This window comes from Longimicrobiaceae bacterium, from assembly GCA_036375715.1.
In the GTDB taxonomy this organism is placed as follows: Bacteria; Gemmatimonadota; Gemmatimonadetes; order Longimicrobiales; family Longimicrobiaceae; genus DASVBS01.
In genome coordinates, this window is the sequence record DASVBS010000031.1 from 70,399 (window position 1) to 94,954 (window position 24,556).

A 24,556-nucleotide genomic window follows, 5' to 3' on the forward strand; every position below is an offset into this window, starting at 1 on the left:
TCGACACGCACCTGAGGCGATCGTTGTTGGCACGCCGGAGGCGGTTCGCGCTGCCACTAGTCCAGGTGGAACACCTCCCGGAGGTCGCGACTGACCGGGCTGTCGTCGGGGTTCGCCGGCATCACCTCGCGCATGTAGGCCCACCAGCGGCGGCACTCCGGGGTGTCGGCGATGGCGTCCCAGCGCGCTTCGTCCTCCACCTCCACGTAGGCGAAGAGGCTGCGGTCCGCCGGGTCCAGGAAGATCGAGTAGTTGTGTACCCCGTGCTCCTTCAAGACCCGCTCGAGCTCGGGCCAGATTGGCGAGTGCCGCCGTCCGTACTCCTCTTCCTGCCCGGGGTGAACCGACATGCGGAAGGCCTTGCGGATCATCCTCTCCTTTTCTCCCCTCTCGTTGCCAACTCGCTCACGGGCCGCGCCGGGTCCAGATCAGGATGGCCCCGCAGTTGCTCCGCAGCCCCCCGTACTCGACCGGAACCTGTGAGGGTGAGCGGTAGATCTCCAGCCCTTCGAGGTCCAGCGGGGTGACCAGGTTGTCGATCGAGCGCTCGAAGCGGGCGATCACTCCGTCCACGATGAACAGTGGCACGCAGCCGCGGATGGTGATCGGCGCCTGGCCGAACTGGGTAGGCCCCACCTGCACTCCGGGGACCGTCCGCAGAAGATCGGAAGCCCGCATCGCGTGGGCGGCTTCGATCTGCTCCCGGGTCAGGAAAATGCCCGAAATGGAGCGCTCCGCGCGATCGTAAAAGGCCACGATGTCGGGTGGAGGCCGCCTCCTCCGGCCCTGCACGACCACCGGATCCAGCAGCACCGCGGCCGCGGAGATGCGAAACTCCACCCGCAGCGTATCTCCCACCGCGAGCCGGAGCGGCGTGGAGATCGTCTCGGGGTAGCCGAACCGCTGTGCCAGCAGGCGGAACTCCCCGCGGTCCTCCGCGCCCACCGTGAACTGACCCAGCGAATCGGTAGTCGCCTCGTCCACGGCGAGGGTGTCGGCGGCCACCAGCACGATGCTGGCCGCCACCACCGGGTCCCGGGTTGACGCGTCCACGAGCTGCCCGGTGATGACCTGAGCGTGCAGCTCGGGACCCGCCGCCAGGGCCATCACCGCCCCGACCACCCCCGCCATCCATCCGATCCGTTTTCGAGGAGACATGGCAACCTCCAGGTGGGCCCCGAACCCCGGTGCGCGGGCGGGCGCTCTCGGGCCAGCGGGGTCGATCGACATTCTGTCTATTATTACCCCGCAACTTGGTGATGAGCCGCTCAGCGCGCTCGGGCGTTGGTGATCTGCCAGGTGACTTCCCCGCGCAGGGGATCCTCCACCAGCCTGCCATCCGCTCCGATCCGCAGGGTATACAAATCCCCTCCAGGGAGGGCGAACAGCGTAGACCCGCCGGCCGCAATGTCCCCGAAGCGCCGCAGCTCGATCCGACTCCAGTCCAGCGCCCCGGTATGCTGGGCAGGCTGAATGTGCGGGATCACGGCGCCTCCGCGCGCGAGCACGATGACCGGCACCGGCCCCGCTTCCATCTCGTGCCAACTACCGCCGGAATAGGCCTTTCCCGTCTGGTAGTCGATCCACTCGCCGGGCGGCAGGTAGACCCGGCGCAAGCTCCCCGACTCGATCAGCGGCGCTACCAGGAGGTCCGATCCGAGCAGGTACTGGTCCTCGATCAGCCAGGACCCGGGGTCGTCCGGGAACTCGAAGAAGAGAGGTCGGAGCAGCGGGTGCCCCGCCTGCGACGCGGCCACCGACCGCGCGTAGAGGTAGGGCATGAGCGCATAGCGCATCGCCAGCGCGCGCCGGAAATCCTCGACGATCCCCTGGTCATATTCCCACGGCTCGCGCGGGGGAGCCCCGTGGGTGCGGATGTGCGAGGTGAGCACTCCGAAACCGAGCCAGCGGCGGTAGAGGTCACGCGAGGGGCGCTCGACGAAGCCTCCCACGTCGTGGCTCCAGTAGGTGAAACCGGACAGTCCGAAGGAGAGGCCCGCCCGCAGGGTGGCGGCCATGGCCGAATTGGTGTTCTCCGCGTCGCCTCCCCAGTGGAGAGGGTAGCGCTGACTGCCCGCCCAGGCACTGCGGCCCCAGATGATCCGCTCCCCGGAGATCTCTTCCGTGATTTCCGCCACCGCGTCGTTATAGCGCACGGGATAGAGGTTGTGCTCGTACCAACCGGTGCGCCCGGAGGCATAGAGGCCGGTCACGGGCGCGCCCTCGCCGAAATCGGCCTTGATGACATCCACCCCCAAGCGCAGCAGGCCCGCGAGCTTCTCCTGGTACCATTCGACCGCTTCCGGATTGCTGAAGTCCAGGATCGCGTCCAGGTCCGGCAGGGTGCCCGCCGCATTCCGCACGTGGTAGCCGTGGGACACGATCTCGTCGTAGAGGCGATTGCGGGGGGTAAAGTAGGGGAGCTGCCAGAGGCTCACGTGGAAGCCCATCTCATGGAGATCCTCGATCATGCGCTTCGGGTCGTCGAAGCGCGTGGTCGAGAACTCGAAGTCACTCTGCCAGTCGACCTCGAACCAGCCGGTGTCGATGTGGATCACGTCGGCGGGGATCTCCTCGCGCCGAAGCCGCTCGGCGACCGCTCGCACCTCCTCCTCGGACTTGTAGGTGATGCGACTCATCCAGAGCCCGAAGGACCAGAGGGGCGGCACCGGGCTGCGGCCGGTCAGCGCCGTGTACTCCGTCAGGATGTCGCGGGGCTCGCCCAGGAAGATGAAGAGGTCGAGTGCCTCGTCGCCGGTGTAGATGACCGCGGTCTCGTCGAAGTCGTGCCCGAAGTCGAAGGTGACAGGCGCACTGGTGTGGGTGAAGACGCCGTAGCCGTCGCTGCTCAGGAAGAACGGGACCGGCTTGTACATCCACCTGGTCTGCGCGCCCATCGCGTCCCGGATGAACAGGTTGAGCTTCTGCCCGCGCTTGTCCAGCCGGGTGAACGATTCGCCGGTGCCGAAGATTTTCTCGTCGTGCGAGAGCTCGAAGGCGGCAGCGGTACTGCGCCCGAAGTCGCTCGCCCGCCGTACGAAGGAAAAGGGAACCGGCACCGCGAAGGTGCTCGGTTCGCCAAGGTTTCGCGTGCGCGTGAGCAGCTTGCCCTCGGCGTCGTAGAGCTCGACGTGCCAGGGGGCGCGGATCATCCGGACGCGGCCGTAAGGACCGGTCCAGGTGACGGCACTGTCGCTCTCCTGCACCTGCCAGGAGCCCCGGTCCACCGGTACAGGCCCGACCAGCATGGGGGTTACGGAGTCCGGCAGTGGAGCATCGCGACTCGATATCCGCAGGCGGACCGTGCGCGGGCTGACGAAGGTGATCGAGAACGGAAGCTGTGGATCGGTGGCGTACTCGGTTCCCGGGAACTCGTTGCCGCCGGCCCGGGTGAAAGGAAGGTCCAGCTTGGCGAAGGAGTAGCTGGGTGACCGCGTGTAGCGATTCCACTGGAGTGTTCCCTCGCCGGTGGCCGGGTCGAAAGAGGTCACCTCGCTCGCGATGAAGTAGACCTGCTCCAACTTCGCGAAGTCGGCGCTCACGTCGGGCGGATCGCCGAGCACCTGGGCGGTCGCGCGTTCTCCGGGCAGCACCGCAAACACAAACACGAGCCCGACGGCCCGTCGGAGCAGACTCTTCACGGAGGCGGGTGGCAGGATCATCGGGTGGTGGTCAGGTGGGAAACAGGGCGGCGGGGCCGCGGTTCTGCCGCAAATGGAAGCGGCGGGAAGGCGGGTTCGCAAGGCCGGCGTCGTCCACCTCTTGCCCGATGCGGTCGTAGGAGTCATCGTGCACCCGGTCCGGCACGGTGCCGGCTCACCAAACCCGCCCAGCGACTCGACGGCTATGCCATCTTTCGCGAACTTCGCGCGTCCCCTCGTCCTCGCCGCCCTTCCCACGCTTCTCGCCGGCAACACCTCGATGCTCTCGGGGCAGGTGGTGGAGAGGCTCGACCCGGCCATCGAAGAGCTTCTGCCCGCGGATGTGCAGCTCGAGCGGATCGTCGACGGCCTCGACTGGTCGGAGGGTCCTGTCTGGCGCAAGAGTGGCGGCTATCTGCTCTTCTCCGATATACCGCGAAACACGATCTATCGCTGGAAGGAAGGGGAGGGGCTTTCGGTTTTCCTGAGGCCAGCCGGCTATATCCGCGACGATCCCGCGGGACACGAGCTGGGAACGAATGGTCTGGCCTTCGACGCCCAGGATCGGCTGGTGATGGCCGACCACGGCAACCGCCAGATCGCGCGCCTGGACGAGACCACCTTCACCCGCACCACCCTCGCCGACCGCTACCAGGGGAAGCGGCTGAACAGCCCCAACGACCTCGTCATCCACTCCAACGGCGATATCTACTTCACCGACCCTCCTTACGGGCTGCGCGACCTCAACCGCAACCCCGCCAAGGAGCTGGATTTCAATGGTGTCTACCGACTCCGGCCCAACGGCGAGCTCACGCTCATCACCCGCGAGCTGACCTTCCCCAACGGCATCGCCCTGTCGCCGGACGAGCGGACGCTGTACGTGGCGGTCTCGGATCCGCAGAACCCGGTCTGGATGGCTTACGACGTGGCGCCGGACGGCTCGGTGAGCGGCGGCCGCGTCTTCTTCGATGCATCTCCGCTGATGCGGGAGGACCGTCGCGGCGCGCCCGACGGGCTCACCGTGGACGTTCACGGGAACCTCTGGGCGACGGGCCCGGGCGGCGTGTTGATCATCTCCCCCGAGGGGAAGCATCTGGGAACGATCCTGACTGGCCAGGCGACCTCCAACGCCGCCTTCGGCGACGACGGCTCCACGCTCTATCTGACCGCGGACATGAACATCATCCGCGTGCGCACGACAACTCGCGGGGTGGGGTTCTGAGGCTCGGCCGGCGGAGGGTAGATGCTGAACCGGCGCTCGCGGGCGGGTGTGAATAGGGTGTGAATAACGTGCTCGAAGGTGGTCTGGCTCAGTTAAAGAATTCCCCCGGAGTGTGGCTACATCGCTCCGCATAAGCCCGCCGCAGGCGTCTAACAAGAAGCGCCGTATACAATTTCGATCACTATGCGGATGAATCGCGCCGTTGTGGCGGCAATCTGCCTCGTACTCCCAACCGCCGCTCAGGCACAATCAGACTACCGCCTCGTCTGGTCGGACGAGTTCGACCAGCCAGGGCAACCGGATTCCACCAACTGGACCTACGAGCGTGGCTTCGTGCGCAACGAGGAGCTGCAGTGGTACCAGCCGGAGAATGCGCGCGTCGAGAACGGCATGCTCATCATCGAAGCCCGGCGGGAGTCGAAGCCGAACCCGACCTACCAGCCCGGGAGCGACGACTGGCGGCGGAGCCGGCCCGAGATCGACTACACCTCCGCCAGCCTCACCACCCGCGGTCGGCATAGCTGGCAGTACGGTCGCTTCGAGATGCGCGCCCGCATTGACACGAGACCCGGCATGTGGCCCGCCTTCTGGACGCTGGGCGTCTCCGGCCGATGGCCGGCGGGCGGCGAGATCGACATCATGGAGTACTATCGGGGGATGGTGCTCGCCAACGTCGCCTGGGCGCGGGACGAACCGGGCCGCGCCTTCTGGGACGATCTACGGAAGCCGATCGACGACTATCCCCGAGGGTGGGAGGACGAATTCCACGTCTGGCGGATGGACTGGACGCCGGAGCGGATCGAGCTCTACCTGGATGACGAGCTGCTGAACAGCACCGACCTGTCGGAAACCGTCAACTTCGATGGTCGGAACCCTTTCCACGCCCCTCACTACCTGATCGTCAACCTTGCCGTGGGCGGCACCAATGGAGGAGATCCCTCGGCGACGGAGTTCCCCGCGCGCTACGAGATCGACTACATCAGGGTTTATCAGCGGGACTGATTTGAACACGGAGGGCACGGAGGACTACACGGAGGTCACAGAGGAACCACCACAACCCACCCCTTTTCGCCTATCCTCCAACTCCTATCTTCCAATCCTATCGATCAATGGTGCGAGGGGAGCTTTGGTAATACGAGGCTGTGATTACTCGCGGCTGCTCCTCTGTGACCTCCGTGTAATCCTCCGTGCCCTCCGCGGTTCTTGCCGTCCTCCGCGCCCTCACAGTCCGCTTAGAAGGCCCCCGTTCGAATCAGCTCGTAGTAGCTCCGCACGCGACCCTCGTCGTACGCCTTCAGCAGGCTGTCGATCGGTTGCAGGAGCTGCGTGCTGGCGTAGCCCGGAACGCTCGCCGGGAGCGGCGTACGGAAGACGCTGCGGATGATGACGGCGTTCGGGGCGCGCGGGAAGAGGCGCAGGTTCTCGATGAACTCGTCGAGCGAGCCCTCGTTGCCGAGGTAGAACTCCACGTTGGAGGTGTAGTAGGCTGTGAGCGGAATCCCCCGCTCCCGCAAGTACGCGGCGATCGCCGGGACGGCTCTCGAGCCGGCCAGATCGCCCACCGCGGGGATGATCCCATCCCGAAGCTGCAGCGACCGCACGATCTGAAAAGCCTCCTCACTGGCGAGATAACTCGCCTGCCTCCCCGCCCGATCCCGCTCCAGGATGAGGTCACGCAAAGTGGGATAGTAGTACTGCGGTGGCCGTCCGAAGCTCTGGAAGCGCAGGTCCAGCCCCGCGCGTCCGAACGCCTCGTGGAACCTCGCAATGGTAGCGAAATCCTCCTCGCTGAGGTCGAATCCGAAGGTGTCTAGCTGCCGCCGCAGCCGCTCACCCCTCGCGGCGAACAGTTGCGGATCGTACGTCGACGAATCGAAATGGGCGGTCAGAGCCTCCACTGGCGCCTCAGGCGCCAGCTCTTCAGGCGGGGCCCGGGAGAGCAGCAGGCTCAGGTACTCGCCCCGGTTTCTGGAGAGCTGGAACAGCGCCTTGAACAGGAGCTGCTGGAGTAGGTTGTCTCGCCGGATGTCGATGATGATCGCGATCTCCGGACGGATGCGGGCGATGTAGGAGAAATTCTGGTCGGGGCCCACCCCCAGATAGCCTCCTCCTCGAACCTCGAGCGAGTCGAGCCCTCCGATCACGTGCAGGTAGGAGGCCTCGTTCGAGATCAGGTTGTCGGTATCGAAGTACCCGCCCGGCTCGGAGAGTGCCTCACTGATCTCCGAAAACGCAGTGCCCGACGCCGGCGCCTGCGCGCAGGCCGGAGTCAGGCCCAGGGTGAGGGGGAGGAAGAGGAGGAAGCGCCGGAGCATGTCACGGTTGTGCAGGGACGGGAATCGGCCCTCGGCAAGTTGCGTCAGGCCTCACGCCGCTGCAAGCGCGTCGTTTGACACCAGGGACGCACCTTCCCCGAAGAGGAGTGTATACCGAAGAGATACCGTAACGGCGCATCCCCCCGGCGGAGGTAGGATGGGCCAGATCCGCCAGATGGACGAGCAGCTCGCCACGCTGATCGCGGCCGGAGAAGTCGTCACCGGTCCGGCGTCGGTCGTTCGCGAGCTCATCGACAACGCCCTCGACGCGGGGGCGAGCGCCATCGACATCCTCCTGGAGGAGGGCGGGCTGCGCACCATCCGCGTGGCGGATGACGGCTGCGGGATGGATCCGTCCGACGCTGTTCTCTGCCTCTCTCCTCACGCCACCAGCAAGATCTCGGCGGTCGAAGACCTCGAGTCGCTCCGCACCCTGGGCTTCCGCGGCGAGGCGCTGGCCGCGATCCTCTCGGTTTCTCGCCTCCGCATCGAGACCCGTCGCCCCGAAGACAACGTGGGCACCCTGGTCATGGGTGCGGGCGGAGAGGTTACCGGTACAGGTCCGGTGGCGCGCCGTCCCGGCACCACCGTCGAGGTGGGGTACCTCTTCTTCAATACTCCGGCACGCCGCGAGTTCCAGGACACGCCGCGTGCGGAGTCTGCCCGTGTGCTGCAGGTGGTTCAGCGCGCGGCGCTGGCCAACCCGTCGGTGCGCTTCACCCTGCGCGAAGGCAACCGGGAGCTACTCTCGACCGCCCCCACGGAGGAGCTGCTCGAGCGCATTCTGCAGGTGCACGGCCGGGAGTTCGCCGACGCACTGCTCCCCGTAGCGGCCGCGCGTGGAGAAGTCGCCGTCACCGGGTTCGTCAGCCATCCCGCCTCGGCGGTGCGTCGGGCCCGGCGGAACGCCTTCGCCGTCAACGGCCGCCCCTTCGAGAGCTTCGAGATCCGACGGCTCCTCGCCACCACCTTCTCGCCCCGGGTGACGGGAGGGGGCCACGTCGAAGCGGTTCTCCGCGTTCACCTCCCGCAGCGGGAGGTCGACGCCAACGTCAGTCCCGACAAGTCCCAGGTGCGCTTCCGACGACCGGGGCTGGTGCTCGCCACCATCCACGACGCGCTCGAGCGAGCGCTCGGAGAGGAAGAGGCGATCGTCCGCCTGGCGGCCGTGGGCCATGCGCAGCCGGCGCCCGACCCTTACCCCTCCTCAGTTCGCGGCGCCGACGATCCGTGGGGATTCCTCGGCGGCCCAGACCTTCATACGCTCGCCGGCGAGAGCCCCACGCTGCGCCTGCCGCCCCGGCACGGAATTCCGGCCTCACCCGGCTTCCTCGTCCAGCTCCATGACACCTACCTGCTCTGCCCCGTCCCCGAGGGGCTGCTGATCGTGGATCAGCATTCCGCCCACGAGAGGGTGCATTTCGAACGACTGCGCGAGCGGCTGCGCAGGCTGGGCCGCGATCCGGAGGTGCAATCGCTGATCTTCCCCGAGCCGATCCCTCTATCCGGCGAGGCGGCCCTGCTCCTCGCCGAGATGGAACCCTTCCTCCGCCGCGTTGGCTTCGACCTGGTGCCGGCCGGGCCGCACGACTTCCTGGTCCAGAGCGTTCCCGCCGCCCTCACTGGCCGGAGCGCCCGCGCCGCGCTCGAGGACCTGATCGAGATCTACGCCGAGGGCCGGGAGCTCGGCTTCCGCTCGCACGAGGTCTCGCTGCACCTTGCCGCCGTGGAGGAACACATGCTCCGCTCGCTCGCCTGCCACGCCGCCGTGCGCGCCGGGCAACCCCTCTCCGAATCGGAAATGCGCGCCCTGTGGGCCGCGCTGGTGCAGGTCGAGCTCGCCGGCCACGACGTGCACGGACGCCCCGCCATCCTCCTCCTCGATCGCGCCGAGATCGCCCGCCGCATGGGCCGCGGGGGCTGAGGCAATCACGCCCACGTCCCGCTTTACCTCACGTAAGATCTTGCTGGCAACAGCTTGTATTGTAGCTAATCGCGATTTCCCAACGCATTCCGGAAACAACCTGTATAGCTCGGCGTGAGCGCATCCGCCGTCGAGCGGAATGCGCCTTCCGTCATTGGTGTGAACCCAGGAAAGGTGAGGATGCGGGGATTCAGTGTCGTTGCGGTGGTGTTGTTCGCGTTCGTTCCCGGAGTGTTGTGGGCGCAGGGAGCAGGCGGAGGCGGCGTGATCCAGGGGCGGGTGGTGTCGGAATCGGGAGCGCCGCTGCCGGCCGCCGGGGTGGAGGTGCGATCGGCGGCAGACTCTACGCTGGTGGGCGGAGGCGTCACCGACGCGGATGGCCAGTTCCGCGTGGAGGGGGTGCGGCCGGGCCGCTACATGGTTTCGGTCACTCTCCTCGGGTACTCCGCCGCCAGGCGAGGGGACGTGGAGATCACCGCGAACGAATCGCTGGTCAACCTGGGTACGATCTCGCTGGTCAGTCAGGCGGTGGCGCTGGAGGGATTGGTTGTGGAGGGTGAGCAGTCCAGCATCATCATAGCGCCCGACCGGACGATCTACAGCACGCGAGACATGCCCGTAGCCGCCGGCGGGATGGCGACCGACGTGCTGCAGGGTGTGCCTGAGCTGTTGGTCGACATCGACGGGAATGTGGAGCTGCGAGGAACCGCACCCCAGATCTACATCAACGGCCGGCCTGCGCCAATGGAGGGCGAGTCGCTGCAGCTCTTTCTCCAGCAGTTCCCGGCAGATCGAATCGAGCGGATCGAGGTGATTCCCAACCCCTCTGCGCGTTTTCAGGCTGAGGGGGCCGGTGGGATCGTCAACATCGTGCTCAAGGAGGACGTCGACCTGGGGCTCAGCGGGACCGCTTTCGTGAACGGCGGCACGCGCGGAGACCTCGGAGGCGGAGGTCACGCCACCTACCAGAAAGGCAAGCTGACGCTGATGGGTGGCGGCTTCGCCCGCATCTCCAACCGGGACAACACCCGCTATGACTTCCGCCAGAATCTCCTAGCCGATCCGGTTACCTTCCTGGAGCAGGACGGTTGGTCCGAGCGGGATGGCCTCTCGGGCAGCGTGAACCTCTCGGGCAACTACGAGCTATCCGAGCGCACCACGCTCTTTTCCGAGGTACGGGCTTTCCGACGCGGCAACGACCAGGACGAGCTCACTGCGTACACGCATTTCGACGCCGATCGGCACCCCACGGAGCGCTACGATCGCATCAGCGGCGGGGAGCGCACCGGCCTCTCCACCGACCTGGTGGTGGGTCTCACCCACCAGTTCGAGCCTCAGCGACACGAGCTGGAACTGGAAATCGAGGCGGACCTCGGGAGCGACTCCGACCGCAGCGTCATCCGGCGCGACTTCCTGACCCCGGAAGGGGAGGACGCAGGCATCCCGGACGAGTTCACCTATGAGCGGGAGGACGAGGACGAGTCGGAGCTTTCCGTGCAGCTCGACTACGTCCGACCACTGGGCAAGGAGGGACAGATCGAGTTCGGCTACCGCGGCGATTTCGAGCGCACCGACAGCGACCGCGTCCTCGAGATCTATGCGTCACAGGACGCCACCGACCCGACCAGCCTCCTCGATCGGGGTTTTGCCCAGCACGAAACCTTCAACTCGGCCTACCTGACCGTTTTCCGGACCCTGGGGAGGCTGGGGTTGCAGGTCGGCCTGCGTGCGGAGCGCGCCGACACGCGTCTCGATATTCCCGGCGGAGAGAGCTTCCACAACGACTATTCGACCATCTTCCCGAGCGGGAACCTCCGTTACGACCTCGGGGGTGGGCGTGAGCTCCGGCTCTCCTACTCGAAGCGGATCCGTCGGCCGAACCCGTGGGTTCAGAACCCGATCAACCGCTCCGACGATCCGCTGAACCGGCGGGTGGGCAATCCCTACATCGATCCCGTCTACAACCACAACGTCAGCCTGGAGGCGAGCTGGAGCGGCGCGGTCGGGACGCTGCGCGTCTCGCCCTACTTCCGGCGCTCGGTCGGCGACTGGGCGGAGATCAGGACGGTGGATGAGCACGGTGTCTCGACGGTCACTTGGCAGAACCTCAACTCGGTCGACTCTTACGGCGCCAGCATCACCGCCAACTTGCGCCCGTACAACGGCTTCGGCGGCTATGTGAGCGTGAGCGGTCAGCAGGAGGAGCGGAACGCGTCCAACCTTGATCGCGATTTCTCGGGCTCGGCCTTCAACTGGCGGGCGCGGGCGAACCTGCAGGCGAGGCTGAGCGACGACCTGAGCCTGCAGAGCATGATCTTCTACAGCCCGGGGCGCGAGGTCCCGCAGGGGCGCTATTCCTCCACCGTGCGCATGGACCTCGGCCTGCGGAAGCAGTTCATGGACGACAAGGTCTCTTTGAACGTGTCGCTCCGGGATCCCTTCGACCTCTACAACCGGGAATTCACGACGCACGACGCGACCCATATCCAGACGGGACGCTCCGACTTCAGCATGCGGGCCGCGGTGATCAGCCTCTCGTACAGCTTTGGCCGTCCCCCGCGCTTCGAGGAGGGAGGCCGCGGCGGACCGGATGGCGGCGGACGGGACGGCAGAGGGGGGCCGGATCGACCAGGCCCAGGAGGCCCTCGCTAGGGAGCGCCCTGTCGGCCCTGGAGCCAAATGGAACGTCGGAGCGTCGGGGGCGACACTCCGGCGTTCCGGCATTGGAGGGGTGCGGCCGTGTTCTCGCTTCCGCGAGGGCCACCGCGTCGGCGTTCGGGCTTCTCAGGCTTCGCCCAGTCGCTTCTTCAGGGTGTCGGTGATCAGCTTCTGCAGGGAGCCGTTCGAGCTACACTGTACCTGCGTAGCCCCGGTGGCGGCGCGGGCGGTCGCCTCGACGCGGGTACGCAGCACGCTGCCTGATCCGCCCTGGGCGGGGAGGATCTGGGCCTGCAACGAGAGGTACACGTCTCCGCTGGAGGCGAGGTTTCCGTAGGGCCCTGCGCAGCGGAAGAAAGAGCCGGGGCCCTTGCCGCCGATGCGCCGCACCCTCTGCACCGAAGAGAGAGCACGCACGTTCCCATCGACGGCGGTCACGCCCAGCGCCAGCTCCTGAAAGACGGCCGGAAGCTCCGTCCAGGCCTTCTCGGCGTCGGCCGCCAGGGCCGCTGAGTGGATGTTGGCGTCGCGCGTGAGCTCCATGGCCTCCCCCATGGTTGCGGGTGAGGTCTGCACGGACACGATCGAGCGCTCCGTGTCCGCCTGTGGAATGTTCGAGGCGGAGGCGCAGGCACCGAGCAGCAGCGGGAGCGCCGCCAGGGTAGGGGTGATCCTCATGGTCGAGAGCGTGCGGGTTCGGGGTGGGGTATCTGCAGAATGCCGCGGAACTACCTCAACATACCTGATCCGCTGCCGGTCGGCCACAGGGTTCCTGGTGTCCAGGAACGCGAGAGGCGGGGGAGGGACGGCGTCCCTCTCGCGCCTCTGCTTCGCATGTGGGGGCGGTGGGCGCGCCGCTGCTCAGGCCGCGGTGACCGCCGCCGGCGTCCTGGCTCGCAGATAACGGTCGATCCCCGCGGCCGCATCGCGTCCCTCGCGGATCGCCCAGACGATCAGCGAAGCTCCGCGGTGCATGTCGCCTGCCGCGAAGACCCCCTCGACCGAGGTGCGGTGGTCGGCGCCCACGATCACGTTGCCGCGTGCGTCGAGCGCGACGCCTAGCGACTCCAGCAGCCCCTCGCGAATCGGCTGGGTGAAGCCCATCGCGAGCACCACCAGCTCCGTCTCGATCTCCACCTCGCCCCCTGGAATCGGACGGAATGACATGCGGCCATCGGGGCCCACCTCGGGCTCCACCCGCTGGGCATGCAGCCGCCGCACCTGGCCGTTTTCCCCGCTGAGGCGCGTCGTCATGATGCTCCACTCGCGAATCCCGCCCTCCTCGTGCGCGTGCGAGGTGCGCAGCTTCATCGGCCAGTAGGGCCAGGGCGTTTCCGCGGCGCGCTCGAGCGGCGGCTGGGGAAGGAGCTCCAGTTGAACGACCTCGACGGCGCCCTGTCGGTGCGCGGTGCCGACGCAGTCCGAGCCCGTGTCGCCGCCGCCGATCACCACCACCCGCTTCCCGCGCGCGTCGATGCTGACCGCCGGGTCGATGTGATCCCCCGCCACGCGCCGGTTCTGCTGGGTGAGGTAGTCCATCGCCAGGTGAACCCCGCCGAGCTCCCGCCCTTCGACCGGCAGCTCCCGCGGCACCTGCGCGCCTCCCGTCAGGCAGATGGCATCGAACTCGGACCTGAGCTGCTCGACGGGCAGGTCCACCCCTACGTTCACCCCGGTGACGAACTCCACCCCCTCGGCCTCCAGCTGCTGCAGCCGACGGTCGAGCACCCACTTCTCCATCTTGAAGTCGGGGATGCCGTAGCGGAGTAGCCCGCCGATCCGGTCGTCCTTTTCGTAGACCACCACGGAGTGGCCTAGCCGCCGGAGCTGCTGCGCAGCCGCCAGCCCCGCGGGGCCGGAGCCGACAATCGCCACCCGCTTGCCGGTCTCCTCACGGGGTGGAAGGGGCTTCACCCACCCCTGGGCGAAGCCGTGGTCGATGATGGCCTGCTCGATGTTCTTGATCGAGACCGGCTCATCGATCAACCCCAGCACGCATGCTCCCTCGCAGGGAGCGGGGCACAGGCGCCCGGTGAACTCCGGGAAATTGTTGGTCGAGTGCAGCGACGTCAGCGCGTCCTGCCAGCGGTCCCGGTAGACGAGGTCGTTCCACTCCGGGATGAGGTTCTGAACCGGGCAGCCGGTATCGCCCTGGCAGAAGGGAACACCGCAATCCATGCAGCGGGCCCCCTGCTCCCGCAGCGCCGACTGCGGCATCGGCTCGTAGAACTCGCGCCAGTCGCGAACCCGGAGCTGAACGGGGCGTCGCTGCGGATTGACCCGCTTCAGCTTCAGAAATCCAGTCGGGTCACCCATGAGCGGCCATCTCCGGTTGCTCCGTGAGTCTCGCCTCCTGCTCACGCCGCGTGCGCAGGAGCAACACCTTCTTGTATTCGACCGGGATCACCTTCACGAACTTCGGCAGCAGCTCGCGCCAGTGCTCCAGCACCCAGCGGCCCCGGCTGCTCCCCGTCAGGTGAGTGTGACGCTCGATCAGCCCGCGCAAGGTGTCCTGGTCGTCCCGCTCCACCACCTCCTCCAGCTCGACCAGTCCGAGGTTACAGCCGCGCTCGAAGTCGCCGTCCTCGTCGAGCACGTAGGCGACTCCGCCGCTCATCCCCGCACCGAAGTTCCGACCGGTGCGCCCGAGCACAACCACGATCCCGCCGGTCATGTACTCGCAGCCGTGGTCGCCCACTCCCTCCACTACCGCTCGCGCCCCGCTGTTGCGGACCGCAAACCGCTCGCCCGCGAGCCCGCGGAAGTAGGCCTCCCCGCCGGTAGCACCGTAGAGCACGGTATTGCCGACGACGATGGTCTCCTCGGCGACGAAGGTGGCCCTCCACGAGGGGTAGATTATCAGCCGCCCGCCCGAGAGGCCCTTCCCGACGTAGTCGTTGGCCTCTCCTTCGAGCTCGAGGGTAAGGCCCGCGGCGGCGAAGGCGCCGAAGCTCTGGCCTGCCGACCCGGTGAAGCGGAAGTGGATGGTGTCCGCAGGCAACCCGGCCCGCCCGTATCTGAGCGCCACCTCGCCCGAGAGCATCGCCCCCACCGCCCGGTGCACGTTGCGGATGGGCAACTCGACTCGCACCGGCTCGCCGCGCTCCAGGGCAGGCTCCGCCAGCCGGATCAGCTCGTGGTCGAGCCTCCCGTCCAGGTCGTGCTCCTGCGACTGCACACAGTGGATGGCGACGTGCTTACCCACCTCCGGTCGATGCACGATCGGCGAGAGATCGAGGTGCCGCCCCTTCCAGTGCTGCACCTCCTGCGGCCGGAGTCGGTCCGAGCGCCCGACCATGTCACTGAACTTCCGGAACCCGAGCTGCGCCATCAGCTCGCGCACCTCTTCGGCAACGAAGAAGAAGTAGTTGATGATGTGCTCGGGCTGCCCCGTGAACTTCGCGCGCAGAACGGGATCCTGCGTGGCGATGCCCACCGGACAGGTGTTCAGGTGGCACTTCCGCATCATGATGCACCCCTCGACGATGAGGGGTGCCGTCGCAAAGCCGAACTCCTCCGCCCCCAGGAGGGCGGCTACGACCACGTCGCGGCCGGTGCGCATCTGCCCGTCCGTCTGCAGGACCACCCGGCCACGCAGATCGTTGAGGACCAGCGTCTGCTGCGTCTCCGCCAGTCCGAGCTCCCAGGGGATGCCAGCGTGCTTGATCGACGACATCGGCGAGGCACCCGTGCCCCCCGAATCGCCGGCGATGACGATCAGGTCGGCGTGCGCTTTGGCGACGCCGGCGGCCACGGTCCCCACGCCCACCTCGGAGACCAGCTTGACCGAGATCATGGCGCGCGGGTTGACCGTCTTGAGGTCGTAGATCAGCTGCGCCAGGTCCTCGATCGAGTAGATGTCGTGGTGCGGCGGAGGCGAGATCAGCGTAACCCCCGGCGTGGAGTGCCGGGTCTTGGCGATGATCTGGTCCACCTTGTGGCCGGGGAGCTGGCCGCCCTCACCCGGCTTGGCCCCCTGGGCGATCTTGATCTGGAGCTCGTCGGCGTTGACGAGGTAGTCTGTCGAGACGCCGAATCGTCCCGACGCCACCTGCTTGATCCGGCTGTTGCGCTCGCTGTTGAAGCGCTCCGGATCCTCACCCCCCTCACCGGTGTTGCTGCGGCCACCCAAGCGGTTCATCGCGATGGCGAGGGTCTCGTGCGCCTCCTTGCTGATGGAGCCGAACGACATGGCGCCCGTGCAGAAGCGCTTCACGATCTCGCTGGCGGGCTCGACCTCCTCGAGCGGGATCGGCTCGCTCGCGAACTCGAAGTCGAAGAGGCCGCGCAGGTTGAAGCGTGCCTGCTCCTCGTTCGCGATGCGGCTGAACTCCTTGTAGGTCTGGTAGCTGTTGCCTCGGGTGGCGTGCTGCAGCTTCGCGATCGCCAGCGGGCTCCAGTTGTGGTGCTCCCCCTGGATGCGATACGAGTACTCCCCGCCCGCCGCGAGCCGCAGCAGCGGCGCGACCGGCTCGAACGCCTCGCGGTGACGCTGCAGCGTCTCTTCGGCGATCTCGCGGAGACCCACGCCCCCGATCCGGCTGGTGGTACCGGTGAAGTGCCGGTCCACCACCTCACGCCCGAGCCCGATTGCCTCGAAGATCTGGGCGTTGCAGTAGCTCTGCAGGGTGGAGATCCCCATCTTCGAGAGGATCTTCAGTAGCCCCTTGCCGATCGCCTTGGTGAAGTTCTTCGCCGCAGTGTAGCCGTCGACCGGCAGCTCCCCACGCTCCGCCATCCAAGCGAGGGTCTCCCAGACCAGGTACGGGTTCACCGCCTCGGCGCCGTATCCCAGGAGAAGCGCGAAGTGGTTGACCTCGCGCGCCTCGCCCGTCTCCACGACCAGGCCCGCCCCAGTCCGGAGTCCTTCCCGGATCAGGTGATGGTGCACGGCGGACGTGGCGAGCAGGGCGGGGATCGGCGCGGTGGAGGCATCCACCGATCGATCGCTGAGAATCAGGACGCCACACCCGGAGCGGACCGCCTCGGCGGCGGCCCGGCAGAGCTCGTCGAGCGCCACCGCCATCCCCTCAGGCCCCTCCTCCACCGGGAACAGGGTGCTGAGCGTACAGCTCTGGAACGGCTCGGGCGCCGCGCGCAGTCGATCGAGATCGGCGTCGGAGAGCACGGGCTGGTCGAGGCGGATCCGCCGCGCATGCTCCGGCCGCTCCTCCAGCACGTCGCCCCGCGGACCCAGGTCGGTGATCAGCGACATCACCAGCTGCTCCCGGATCGGATCGATCGCGGGGTTGGTCACCTGGGCGAAGAGCTGCCGGAAGTACTTGAACAGGAGCTGCGGCCGGTCCGACAACACCGCCAGCGGCGTGTCCGTGCCCATCGATCCCACCGGCTCCTGCCCGGTGGTGGCCATCGGCGTCAGGAGCACCTGCAGCTCTTCGGTGGTGAAGCCGAAGGCCGTCTGGCGTTGCATCAGGTTCGCCGCCTCTACGCGTCGGATCGGCTCGGGCGCCGGCAGATCGGCCAGGTGCACCTGTTGCTCCTGGACCCACTGGGCGTACGGCCGGCGCCGGGCGATCTCGAGCTTGATCTCGTGGTCGTGCATGACCCTGCCGGCCACCGTGTCGACCAGGATCATCTTGCCCGGTCCAAGCCGCCCCTTGGCGCGGATCTGCTCGGGTTCGAAGGGGAGTGCACCCGCCTCGGAGGCGAGCACGACCAGGTCGTCGTGCGTGATCAACCAGCGCGCCGGCCGCAGGCCGTTGCGGTCCAGCACCGCGCCCACCTGGCGGCCGTTGGAGAAGGCGACCGCGGCGGGGCCGTCCCAGGGCTCCATGATGGCCGAGTGGAACTCGAAGAACGCCCGGATCTCCGGATCCATGGCGTCGTTCCCCTGCCACGCTTCGGGCACGAGCATCATCGCCGCGTGCGGGAGCGAGCGGCCGCCCATCACCAGGAACTCGAGCGCGTTGTCCAGGCTCGCCGAGTCGCTCTGGTTCTCCTCGATGATGGGGAAGAGCGCCTCCTGGTTGTCACCGAAGAGGTGCGAATGGAGCGCCCCCTCGCGCACTCGCATCCAGTTGATATTGCCCCGCAGGGTGTTGATCTCTCCGTTGTGGCAGATGTAGCGATACGGATGCGCTCGCGCCCAGGTCGGGAAGGTGTTGGTGGAAAAGCGCGAATGCACCAGCGCGATCGCCGTCTCCACCCGCTCGTCCGCCAGGTCGATGTAGAACCGATCGATCTGATGGGGAATGAGCAGACCCTTATAGACGATGGTCCGGTTCGACAGGCTCGCCACGTAGAACGCCGAAGCGCCCGCGATGCCCGAGGAGGCGACCGCCTTCTCCACCCGCTTACGGATGAGGTAGAGCTTGCGCTCGAAGGCGTCCTCGTCGAGCGCGCCGCGTGAGATGAAGCACTGGCGAATGACCGGCAGCGTCTTGCGCGCCTCGGTCCCGATGTGCTCGGGATCGGTCGGCACCGTGCGCCAGCCAAGGAACTCCTGCCCCTCTTCCCGGGTCACGGTCTCGATCGTCTGCTCGCAGAAGGCGCGATCGCTCTCGTCCTCCGGGAAGAAGATCATCCCGACGCCGTACTCGCCGGCGCCCGGGAGCTGAATGCCGATCTGATCGCACGCCACCCGCAGGAAGGCATGCGGCACCTGGAAATGAAGACCCGCGCCGTCGCCGCTGCAGGGGTCGCAGCCCGCCGCGCCCCGGTGGGTGAGGTTCTCCAGCAGGGTCAGCCCCTGCCGGATGATCGAGTGAGAAGGTATTCCCTTGGCGTGGGCGATGAAGCCGATCCCGCAGGCGTCACGCTCGTTGGCCGGGTCGTAAAGGCCCTGTATAGGAGGCATCCCGCGGGACGCTGGCGATGCGGGCATACGGTGCTCCCACGTGCAGAGTTCACAAAGAAGCGGCCTCCCGTGAACGAGAGGCCGCTCGCTGATCAGGTTCGTGCGCCGTCTTTTTCGCGCGTCAGCTCACCGCCCCTCTCGCTGAGAAGGTGGTGCTATTCACATTGGGCACTGCGCGCGACGGGTGTTTCACGACCGACCGGCGGCCTGCGTTCTCGATGGTTCCGCTTGAATAGTTATTCACAGTAGAGGATAACCACCCTCAGAGCATAACCAGGGCAAAAGAGCGTGTCAAGTGCCCTTCCAGCGATTCTGATGGCGGCTGAGTACGCCTCAGTCCGAATGTTCAGCAATCCACTGGAAGGTCGCACCGAGCCCCTCGTGGAGGGGCGTCCGGGGAGCCCATCCGTGTCGGCGCAGTTTATCGGTATTCAGGCTGGAGTGGAGGAGCTCGCCGGGGCGGGCTGAAGCGTAGCGGACGTCGAGCGGGCAACCGGCCGCGTCGGCGAGGGTGCGCGCCAGCTCGTTCACGCTCGTCTCGATCCCGGTACCGACATTGAAGGCGCGATCGTCGAGTGCGGTGGAGCGGGGGAGGCTCAGGTCGGTGAGCAGCAGGTTCGCGGCGACCACGTCTCCCACGTAGACGTAGTCGCGGGTCTGCTCGCCATCACCAAAGATGGTTAGCGGCTCGCCGCGTAGCAGCCGGGTGGAGAAGATGGCGACCACGCCGGCCTCTCCGTGCGGATCCTGGCGCGGGCCGTAGACGTTCGAGTAGCGCAGGGCCACGTAATCCAGTCCGTGGACGCGGTGGTAGTAGTACAGGTAGTACTCGCCACCCAGCTTGGTCACGCCGTAAGGGCTCTCTGGCTGCTTCGGCGCCTTCTCCGGTGTAGGCCGAACTTCCGGCTCGCCGTAGACCACCCCGCCCGAGGAGACAAAGACGAACTTGCCCACCCCGCTCTCCCGCGCCGCCTCCAGCAGGTTCAACAGGCCGTCCAGGTTCACGCTCGCGTCGAAGCGGGGGTCGTTGACGGAGACGCGAACGTCCATCTGGGCGGCGTGATGGTTGATCACGTCGAAGCGGCCGCTGCGGATCAGCTCCGCGGCTCCGGGATCGCGGATGTCGAGCTCCACGAACTCGGCGCCGGAGGGGACGTTCTCGCGCCGGCCGTGCACGAGGTTGTCGAGCACGACGACCTCGTCGCCCCGCTGGAGATAGGCGTCTGCCAGGTGTGAACCGATGAAACCGGCGCCGCCGGTCACGAGAACTCGGGCCATGGGATCGATCGTTGAATGTAAATGTAACGGTGATCGGAACGTGCGGAGTGTAGTATCGGCATGACCAGGAGGGAAGGAGGGAGCCGCCGTCATGGCGTGCGCAGCCGTCGGCCGAAAGGCGACACTACATCGAGGGAGACATCGTGAAGAGCACCCCTGCGCGACTCGCCACTACTCCGGATCGCCGGCGAGTGACAGGAAGGCTGCCACCACCTGTCGATCGAATCGCTGACCCGCCTCCTCCCGGATCAGGGCGAGCACGCGGTGGGCGGGCCAGGCCGCGCGGTAAGGGCGATCGTGGCTCAGGGCGTCGTGGAAGTCGACCAGGGCGACGATGCGAGCCAGAAGGGGGATCTCCTCGCCGGCCAGACGCCAGGGGTAGCCGCGGCCGTCCCAGCGCTCGTGGTGCGAGAGCGCGATCGCTTCGGCGGCGCGGACCAGGGGAGAGTGACCACCGGCCAGGATCCGTGCACCCAGGATCGGGTGCGTGCGCATGATCTCCTCTTCCGTCGGCAGGAGCGGGCCGGGCTTGAGCAGGATGGCGTCGGGGATGCCGATCTTCCCCACGTCGTGAAGCGGGGCCGCGCGACGCACGGTCTCCACCTCCCCCGGCGGGAGCCCCAGGCGCTCGGCGACCCGTGCGCTCATCTCCCCCACGCGACGCAGGTGCCGGCCGGTGGGCTCGTCCCGGAACTCTGCCGCGCGGGCCAGCCGCTCCACCACCTCCACCCTCGCCTCCTCCAGCTCGGGGTTCTCCTCGCCGCCTGCCGGGCTACGGGCGAGCTCCCGACTGGTGACCACGATCTCCGTCGCGTGATCGCCGCGCTCGACCAGCCGGCCGCGCGACTCCAGCGCGCACCACCCGCCGTCCGCGCGGCGAAAGCGGAAGTCGAGGGAGCCCTCGGTCCGCTGGCCGGCGGCGAGCTCCGCCAGTAGTGATACCGCGCCCGGATAGTCGCGCCGGTGGATCAGCTCGAAGGCGTTGCGGCCGACCAGCTCCCCTTGTTGGTAGCCGAGTACCTCTTCCACTGCCGGATTGTCGTAGACGATCCGGCCGGTGGCATCGATGACCGTTACCAGGTCCGCGGAGGCTTCGACCAGCGCGCGGAAATCCAACCCGGCCGCGGCTGTGCCGTAAGTCGCATCGCAATTACCGGCCTGGAAGGAGCGGTGCTGGGCAGGTGTGAGCTCCATGTCGGCATCTCCGGCGCTCGCTGCGGTGACGGCGAGTTCGCGGTGACTACGAGCGGTGCTTCTCCTTCTCCTCGCGCAGGCGATCCACCTCCTCCGGCTTCCACTCCCGCAGCCCGTCTATCTCGGCCTGGATCTCCGGATAGGGCGACGCTTCGCACTCGTGTCTGCGCTCGCGCGCGGCGAAGGCAACTCCGCGCGCCTCGTCGTAGCGCCCGGCGTCGAGATAGGCGTGGATCAGGGACTCGTAGAGCAGCGGGTGGGGATAGCGGCGGAGGAGCTCCTTGAGCCGGGGGATCGCCGCGATGCGCGACTCGGGCGTGGCCACGTCCAGTCGCATGAACTCCTGAAGGACCTCACCGCGAGTGCGCAGCAGCTCGGCGAGGTCGACCGGGTAGGTCGTGCTGTCGTACTCGCCGAGCGAGCGGAGCCGGACTTCCTCGCGACGCACAGCGCTGTTTACCAAGGAGCCACGAGGAGGAAGATCGTTCCCCTCGGGTTCAGCGCCTGACATCTGCTCGCGCACCCAGCGGCGCAGGGACATGCTTAAAACGGTGAGTGTGACGGTGGAAGGGCGAAATCGCGGCGCTGCAAAGTGCAGGTCTCGTTCCACCCTTCCACCGTGGTGCCCCATGCCTCCGGGGCCTCGGCACCCCTCGCCGAACTAGCTCATTTCGACCTGGTGCACCTCGAGCACTTCGGGCAGCGCGGCGAGCCGCTGCACCACGTCGCCGTTGAGGGCCGAGTCGACGGAGATGGCGGCGAGTGCCTCCCCGCCCATCTGCAGCCGCGCCTGGTGGTACTCGGCGATGTTCACCCCCTGTTCGCCGAGCAGGGTACCGACCCGGCCAATCACGCCCGGGACGTCGCGGTTGCGCAGCACGACCAGGGTTCCCCGGGGCGCCACGTCGACGCGGAAGGCGCCAATCCGGGTGATGCGCCCGTGCGATTCACCGAAGAGCGCGCCGGCCACCCGGATGCCACGGTTTCCGCTCTCCATGCGCAGCTCGATCTCCTCGCCGAGCTCGGAGGTCGTTCCGGCGTGTGTCCAGGCGGTCTCGATGTTCCGCTCCGCCGCCACGTACTGGGCGTTGACGAGGTTGATCGCCCGACGCTCCACCACGTCCCGCAGGGCACCCTGCAGGGCGCCGAGCAGCAGCGGGCGCGGTGCCTCTTCCCGCGGTCCGGAATACCGGAGCTCGATGGCGCTGATCCCGCCCGGCAGCAGCGCCCGTCCGAGCCGCGCCAGCCGGTCGGCCAGCTCGATCAGGGGACGAAGCTCCGACACCCCGGCGCCCCCCACTCCCGCCGCGTTCAGCGCGCCGCTGAGGTCGCCGGTGATCAGGGCGTCGCGTACCGCCGCGCACGCCTCCAGGGCGACGCTCCGCTGCGCCTCGGCGGTGGAGGCGCCCAGGTGCGGCGTCAGCAGCACGTTCGGGAGAGAACGAAGCGGATGATCCGGCGCCAGCGGCTCGCGCGCGTACACGTCCAGCCCCGCTCCGGCGATGCGCCCATCCCGCAGGGCCTCCACCAGCGCCTCCTCTTCGATGATGCCGCCTCGCGCGAGGTTGAGCACCACGGCGTCGCGCTTGAGCCGGGCAAGCTCGCTCGCGCCGATCATCCCCCGGGTCTCGGCGGTCAGGGGTGTGTGCACGGTGAGCACATCGGCGGCGTCGAGCACGTCGTGGAGCGTCTCCGCGCGCTCCACTCCCACCTCCTCGAAGCGACTACGAGCCACGTAGGGGTCGTAAGCGATCACCCGCATGCCGAAGGCCCGTGCGCGGCGGCTCACCTCCCCACCGATGCGACCCAGGCCGACTACTCCGAGGGTGCGCCCACGCAGCTCCACCCCCCCGAGCCGCGAGCGTGGCCACTCGCCCTGGCGCATCAGCCGATCGGCAATGTGCACGTGGCGAAAGAGGGAGACGAGCATGCCGAAGAAGAGCTCCGCCACCGCGACGACGTTGCCGCCCGGAGCATTGATGACCGCCACGCCGAGCTCCGTGGCGCGCTCGAGATCGACGTTGTCCACCCCGACCCCGGCGCGCCCGATCACCTTGAGGCGGGTGCCGCGGTCGAGCAGCTCCCGGGTGATGCGAGTGGCGCTGCGCCCGATCAGGGCGTCGTATTCCGGAATCTCCTCCAGCAGCTGCTCGGGGGGCAGGGTGGGCCTCTCCACTACCTCGATCGATGGTTCCGAGCGCAGGATGGCGATCCCCTCGGGATCCACCTCGTCGGTCACCATCACCTTGAACCGTTGCTCCGTCATTGCGCGAGCACCTCCTCGAGCTCGGCGAGGAGACGCTCGAGCTCCGCTACCGTGTGATCACCCATATGTCCAATTCGTATCGTCGTTTCCTTCAGCTTGCCGTAACCCGCGCCGATGGTGTACCCGCGCTGCTTCAGCCGGGACACGATCGGTGCGCCCACCAGCTCCTCCGGGAGCACGTAGGCCGTCACGGTGGGGGAGCGCGCCCCCTCCGGCGCGAGCACCGACATTCCCCAACGAGCGCCGGCATCCGCCGCCCAGTTCCAGGCCAGGCGGGCCATCGACCAGTGCCGTTGAGCGCGGGCTTCGACTCCCTCGTTGTCGATGTAGCGGAGCTGCTCGACCAGGGCGTAGAGGAGGTTCACCGCCGGTGTGTTCGGCGTCTGGTGCTTGCTCCAGTACCGGTCGAACTCGAGCAAGTCGAAGTATTGACCCCGGCCCGGGAGCGTGGCGGCGCGCGCGAGCATGCGCTCGCTGGCGCAGCCGAAGGCGAGACCCGGAGGAAGGGCCATCGCTTTCTGCGATCCGGTCAGCAGCCAGTCGAGCTTCCAGGCGTCCGCCTCTACCAGGCCGCCGCCCACGCTGGTGACCCCGTCCACGAGCAGCAGGATCTCCTCGCCGGTGGTGCGCTCGGCGGCGCGAACCGCCTCCGCGATCTCCTTCAGCGGGTTCAGCACGCCCGTCGACGTCTCGGAGTGGACCACGGTGACCGCGTCGAAGCCGCCGCGGCGAAGCCTGCGCTCCACCTCCTGGGGATCGTGCGCCTCCCCCCAGGGCACTTCGTAGCTCTCCACTTCCTTGCCGCAGTCGGTGACGAGGTCGCGGAAGCGGGTGCTGAACGCGCCGTTGACCAGCGAGAGCGCGCGCCGGCGCACGCCGTTGCGCACCCCCGCTTCCATCAGACCCGTGGCTGAGGAGGAGGAGACGTAGACGGGACGCTCGGTTGCGAAGAGGCGCCGCAGGCGCGGATCGGCCTCCCGCAGCAGATCGGAAAGATCCTGGCCGCGATGTCCGATCACCGGTCGATTCATCGCGGCCAGGATTTCCGGTCGTACCTCGGTGGGGCCGGGCAGGAAGAAACGCCCGAAAACAGACATGATAAGTCAGCTAAGCAAAGGACGCTGTGATTTCGAAATAATTTTGAATTTTTTACTTTGAATTTCGAATCAAGCGCATTCCCGAATTCAAAATTCAAAATTCATAATCCAAAATTGCGAAGCGCGTGGTCGCGCTTCGCCGGA

The 24,556-nt window shown here is 67.4% G+C and carries 16 protein-coding genes; 4 read left to right on the plus strand and 12 right to left on the minus strand.

Translation table 11 applies throughout. The features are described 5' to 3' along the window. Window positions 1–56 precede the first annotated feature (56 nt). The 3 genes from rhaM to VF167_05750 all read right to left on the minus strand — a co-directional run bounded on the left by rhaM (window position 57) and on the right by VF167_05750 (window position 3,662). Window positions 57–371 (minus strand): L-rhamnose mutarotase, encoded by a 315-nt coding sequence (gene rhaM, locus VF167_05740; GenBank protein ID HEX6924908.1) that lies wholly within the window; start codon window positions 369–371, stop codon window positions 57–59. Between the two features lie 34 nt (window positions 372–405). Then, the gene (locus tag VF167_05745) at window positions 406–1,158 is read right to left on the minus strand and encodes a TonB-dependent receptor (GenBank protein ID HEX6924909.1); all 753 of its coding nucleotides are present in this window, start codon (window positions 1,156–1,158) and stop codon (window positions 406–408) included. 110 nt (window positions 1,159–1,268) lie between these two features. Beyond that, window positions 1,269–3,662 carry a TIM-barrel domain-containing protein gene (locus tag VF167_05750; GenBank protein HEX6924910.1) on the minus strand — a complete coding sequence of 798 codons (2,394 nt, stop codon included), beginning with the start codon at window positions 3,660–3,662 and terminating at the stop codon, window positions 1,269–1,271. Window positions 3,663–3,846: 184 nt separating this feature from the next. Here VF167_05750 and VF167_05755 point away from each other — a divergent pair, with 184 nt between their 5' ends. Continuing rightward, window positions 3,847–4,863: an SMP-30/gluconolactonase/LRE family protein gene (locus tag VF167_05755; protein HEX6924911.1), complete on the plus strand. Its 1,017-nt coding sequence runs from the start codon at window positions 3,847–3,849 to the stop codon at window positions 4,861–4,863. A gap of 189 nt (window positions 4,864–5,052) precedes the next feature. Further along, the gene (locus VF167_05760) at window positions 5,053–5,865 is read left to right on the plus strand and encodes a glycoside hydrolase family 16 protein (GenBank protein ID HEX6924912.1); all 813 of its coding nucleotides are present in this window, start codon (window positions 5,053–5,055) and stop codon (window positions 5,863–5,865) included. 230 nt (window positions 5,866–6,095) lie between these two features. Here VF167_05760 and VF167_05765 read toward each other — a convergent pair whose 3' ends face one another. Beyond that, complete coding sequence (locus VF167_05765; GenBank protein ID HEX6924913.1) at window positions 6,096–7,178, minus strand: hypothetical protein; 1,083 nt, start codon at window positions 7,176–7,178, stop codon at window positions 6,096–6,098. Window positions 7,179–7,335: 157 nt separating this feature from the next. On the opposite strand from VF167_05765, the gene mutL reads away from it, so the two are divergent. Then, window positions 7,336–9,102, plus strand: coding sequence for a DNA mismatch repair endonuclease MutL (gene mutL / locus VF167_05770; GenBank protein ID HEX6924914.1), 1,767 nt, complete (start codon window positions 7,336–7,338; stop codon window positions 9,100–9,102). Window positions 9,103–9,282: 180 nt separating this feature from the next. Next, complete coding sequence (locus VF167_05775) at window positions 9,283–11,754, plus strand: TonB-dependent receptor (GenBank protein ID HEX6924915.1); 2,472 nt, start codon at window positions 9,283–9,285, stop codon at window positions 11,752–11,754. A gap of 132 nt (window positions 11,755–11,886) precedes the next feature. On the opposite strand, the gene VF167_05780 is transcribed toward VF167_05775, so the two are convergent. The 8 genes from VF167_05780 to VF167_05815 form a co-directional block, all read right to left on the minus strand. Further along, window positions 11,887–12,438, minus strand: a complete 552-nt coding sequence (locus tag VF167_05780; protein HEX6924916.1) for a hypothetical protein — start codon at window positions 12,436–12,438, stop codon at window positions 11,887–11,889. Between the two features lie 183 nt (window positions 12,439–12,621). Continuing rightward, the gene (locus VF167_05785; GenBank protein ID HEX6924917.1) at window positions 12,622–14,076 is read right to left on the minus strand and encodes a glutamate synthase subunit beta; all 1,455 of its coding nucleotides are present in this window, start codon (window positions 14,074–14,076) and stop codon (window positions 12,622–12,624) included. After that, window positions 14,069–18,577 carry a glutamate synthase large subunit gene (gene gltB, locus VF167_05790; protein ID HEX6924918.1) on the minus strand — a complete coding sequence of 1,503 codons (4,509 nt, stop codon included), beginning with the start codon at window positions 18,575–18,577 and terminating at the stop codon, window positions 14,069–14,071. Before gltB ends, VF167_05785 begins: the two co-directional genes overlap by 8 nt. A 333-nt stretch (window positions 18,578–18,910) precedes the next feature. Then, window positions 18,911–19,855 (minus strand): NAD-dependent epimerase/dehydratase family protein, encoded by a 945-nt coding sequence (locus VF167_05795; GenBank protein HEX6924919.1) that lies wholly within the window; start codon window positions 19,853–19,855, stop codon window positions 18,911–18,913. Window positions 19,856–20,026: 171 nt separating this feature from the next. Then, window positions 20,027–21,049, minus strand: a complete 1,023-nt coding sequence (locus VF167_05800) for an HD domain-containing phosphohydrolase (protein ID HEX6924920.1) — start codon at window positions 21,047–21,049, stop codon at window positions 20,027–20,029. Window positions 21,050–21,095: 46 nt separating this feature from the next. Then, window positions 21,096–21,590: a hypothetical protein gene (locus VF167_05805; GenBank protein HEX6924921.1), complete on the minus strand. Its 495-nt coding sequence runs from the start codon at window positions 21,588–21,590 to the stop codon at window positions 21,096–21,098. Window positions 21,591–21,710: 120 nt separating this feature from the next. After that, window positions 21,711–23,315, minus strand: coding sequence for a phosphoglycerate dehydrogenase (serA, locus tag VF167_05810; protein ID HEX6924922.1), 1,605 nt, complete (start codon window positions 23,313–23,315; stop codon window positions 21,711–21,713). Further along, on the minus strand, window positions 23,312–24,412 hold the full coding sequence (locus VF167_05815) for an alanine--glyoxylate aminotransferase family protein (GenBank protein ID HEX6924923.1): 1,101 nt from the start codon (window positions 24,410–24,412) through the stop codon (window positions 23,312–23,314). The genes serA and VF167_05815 overlap by 4 nt, the downstream gene beginning before the upstream one ends. Window positions 24,413–24,556 lie beyond the last annotated feature (144 nt).

Bases quoted from the DNA above. Each gene is read 5' to 3' on its own strand.
- serA (HEX6924922.1), bottom strand. From the start codon at position 23,315: ATGACGGAGCAACGGTTCAAGGTGATGGTGACCGACGAGGTGGATCCC.
- VF167_05815 (HEX6924923.1), bottom strand. From the start codon at position 24,412: ATGTCTGTTTTCGGGCGTTTCTTCCTGCCCGGCCCCACCGAGGTACGA.
- VF167_05800 (HEX6924920.1), bottom strand. From the start codon at position 21,049: ATGGAGCTCACACCTGCCCAGCACCGCTCCTTCCAGGCCGGTAATTGC.
- gltB (HEX6924918.1), bottom strand. From the start codon at position 18,577: ATGCCTCCTATACAGGGCCTTTACGACCCGGCCAACGAGCGTGACGCC.
- VF167_05765 (HEX6924913.1), bottom strand. From the start codon at position 7,178: ATGCTCCGGCGCTTCCTCCTCTTCCTCCCCCTCACCCTGGGCCTGACT.
- mutL (HEX6924914.1), top strand. From the start codon at position 7,336: ATGGGCCAGATCCGCCAGATGGACGAGCAGCTCGCCACGCTGATCGCG.
- VF167_05760 (HEX6924912.1), top strand. From the start codon at position 5,053: ATGAATCGCGCCGTTGTGGCGGCAATCTGCCTCGTACTCCCAACCGCC.
- VF167_05745 (HEX6924909.1), bottom strand. From the start codon at position 1,158: ATGTCTCCTCGAAAACGGATCGGATGGATGGCGGGGGTGGTCGGGGCG.
- VF167_05780 (HEX6924916.1), bottom strand. From the start codon at position 12,438: ATGAGGATCACCCCTACCCTGGCGGCGCTCCCGCTGCTGCTCGGTGCC.
- VF167_05805 (HEX6924921.1), bottom strand. From the start codon at position 21,590: ATGTCCCTGCGCCGCTGGGTGCGCGAGCAGATGTCAGGCGCTGAACCC.
- VF167_05775 (HEX6924915.1), top strand. From the start codon at position 9,283: ATGCGGGGATTCAGTGTCGTTGCGGTGGTGTTGTTCGCGTTCGTTCCC.
- VF167_05795 (HEX6924919.1), bottom strand. From the start codon at position 19,855: ATGGCCCGAGTTCTCGTGACCGGCGGCGCCGGTTTCATCGGTTCACAC.
- VF167_05750 (HEX6924910.1), bottom strand. From the start codon at position 3,662: ATGATCCTGCCACCCGCCTCCGTGAAGAGTCTGCTCCGACGGGCCGTC.
- VF167_05755 (HEX6924911.1), top strand. From the start codon at position 3,847: ATGCCATCTTTCGCGAACTTCGCGCGTCCCCTCGTCCTCGCCGCCCTT.
- rhaM (HEX6924908.1), bottom strand. From the start codon at position 371: ATGATCCGCAAGGCCTTCCGCATGTCGGTTCACCCCGGGCAGGAAGAG.
- VF167_05785 (HEX6924917.1), bottom strand. From the start codon at position 14,076: ATGGGTGACCCGACTGGATTTCTGAAGCTGAAGCGGGTCAATCCGCAG.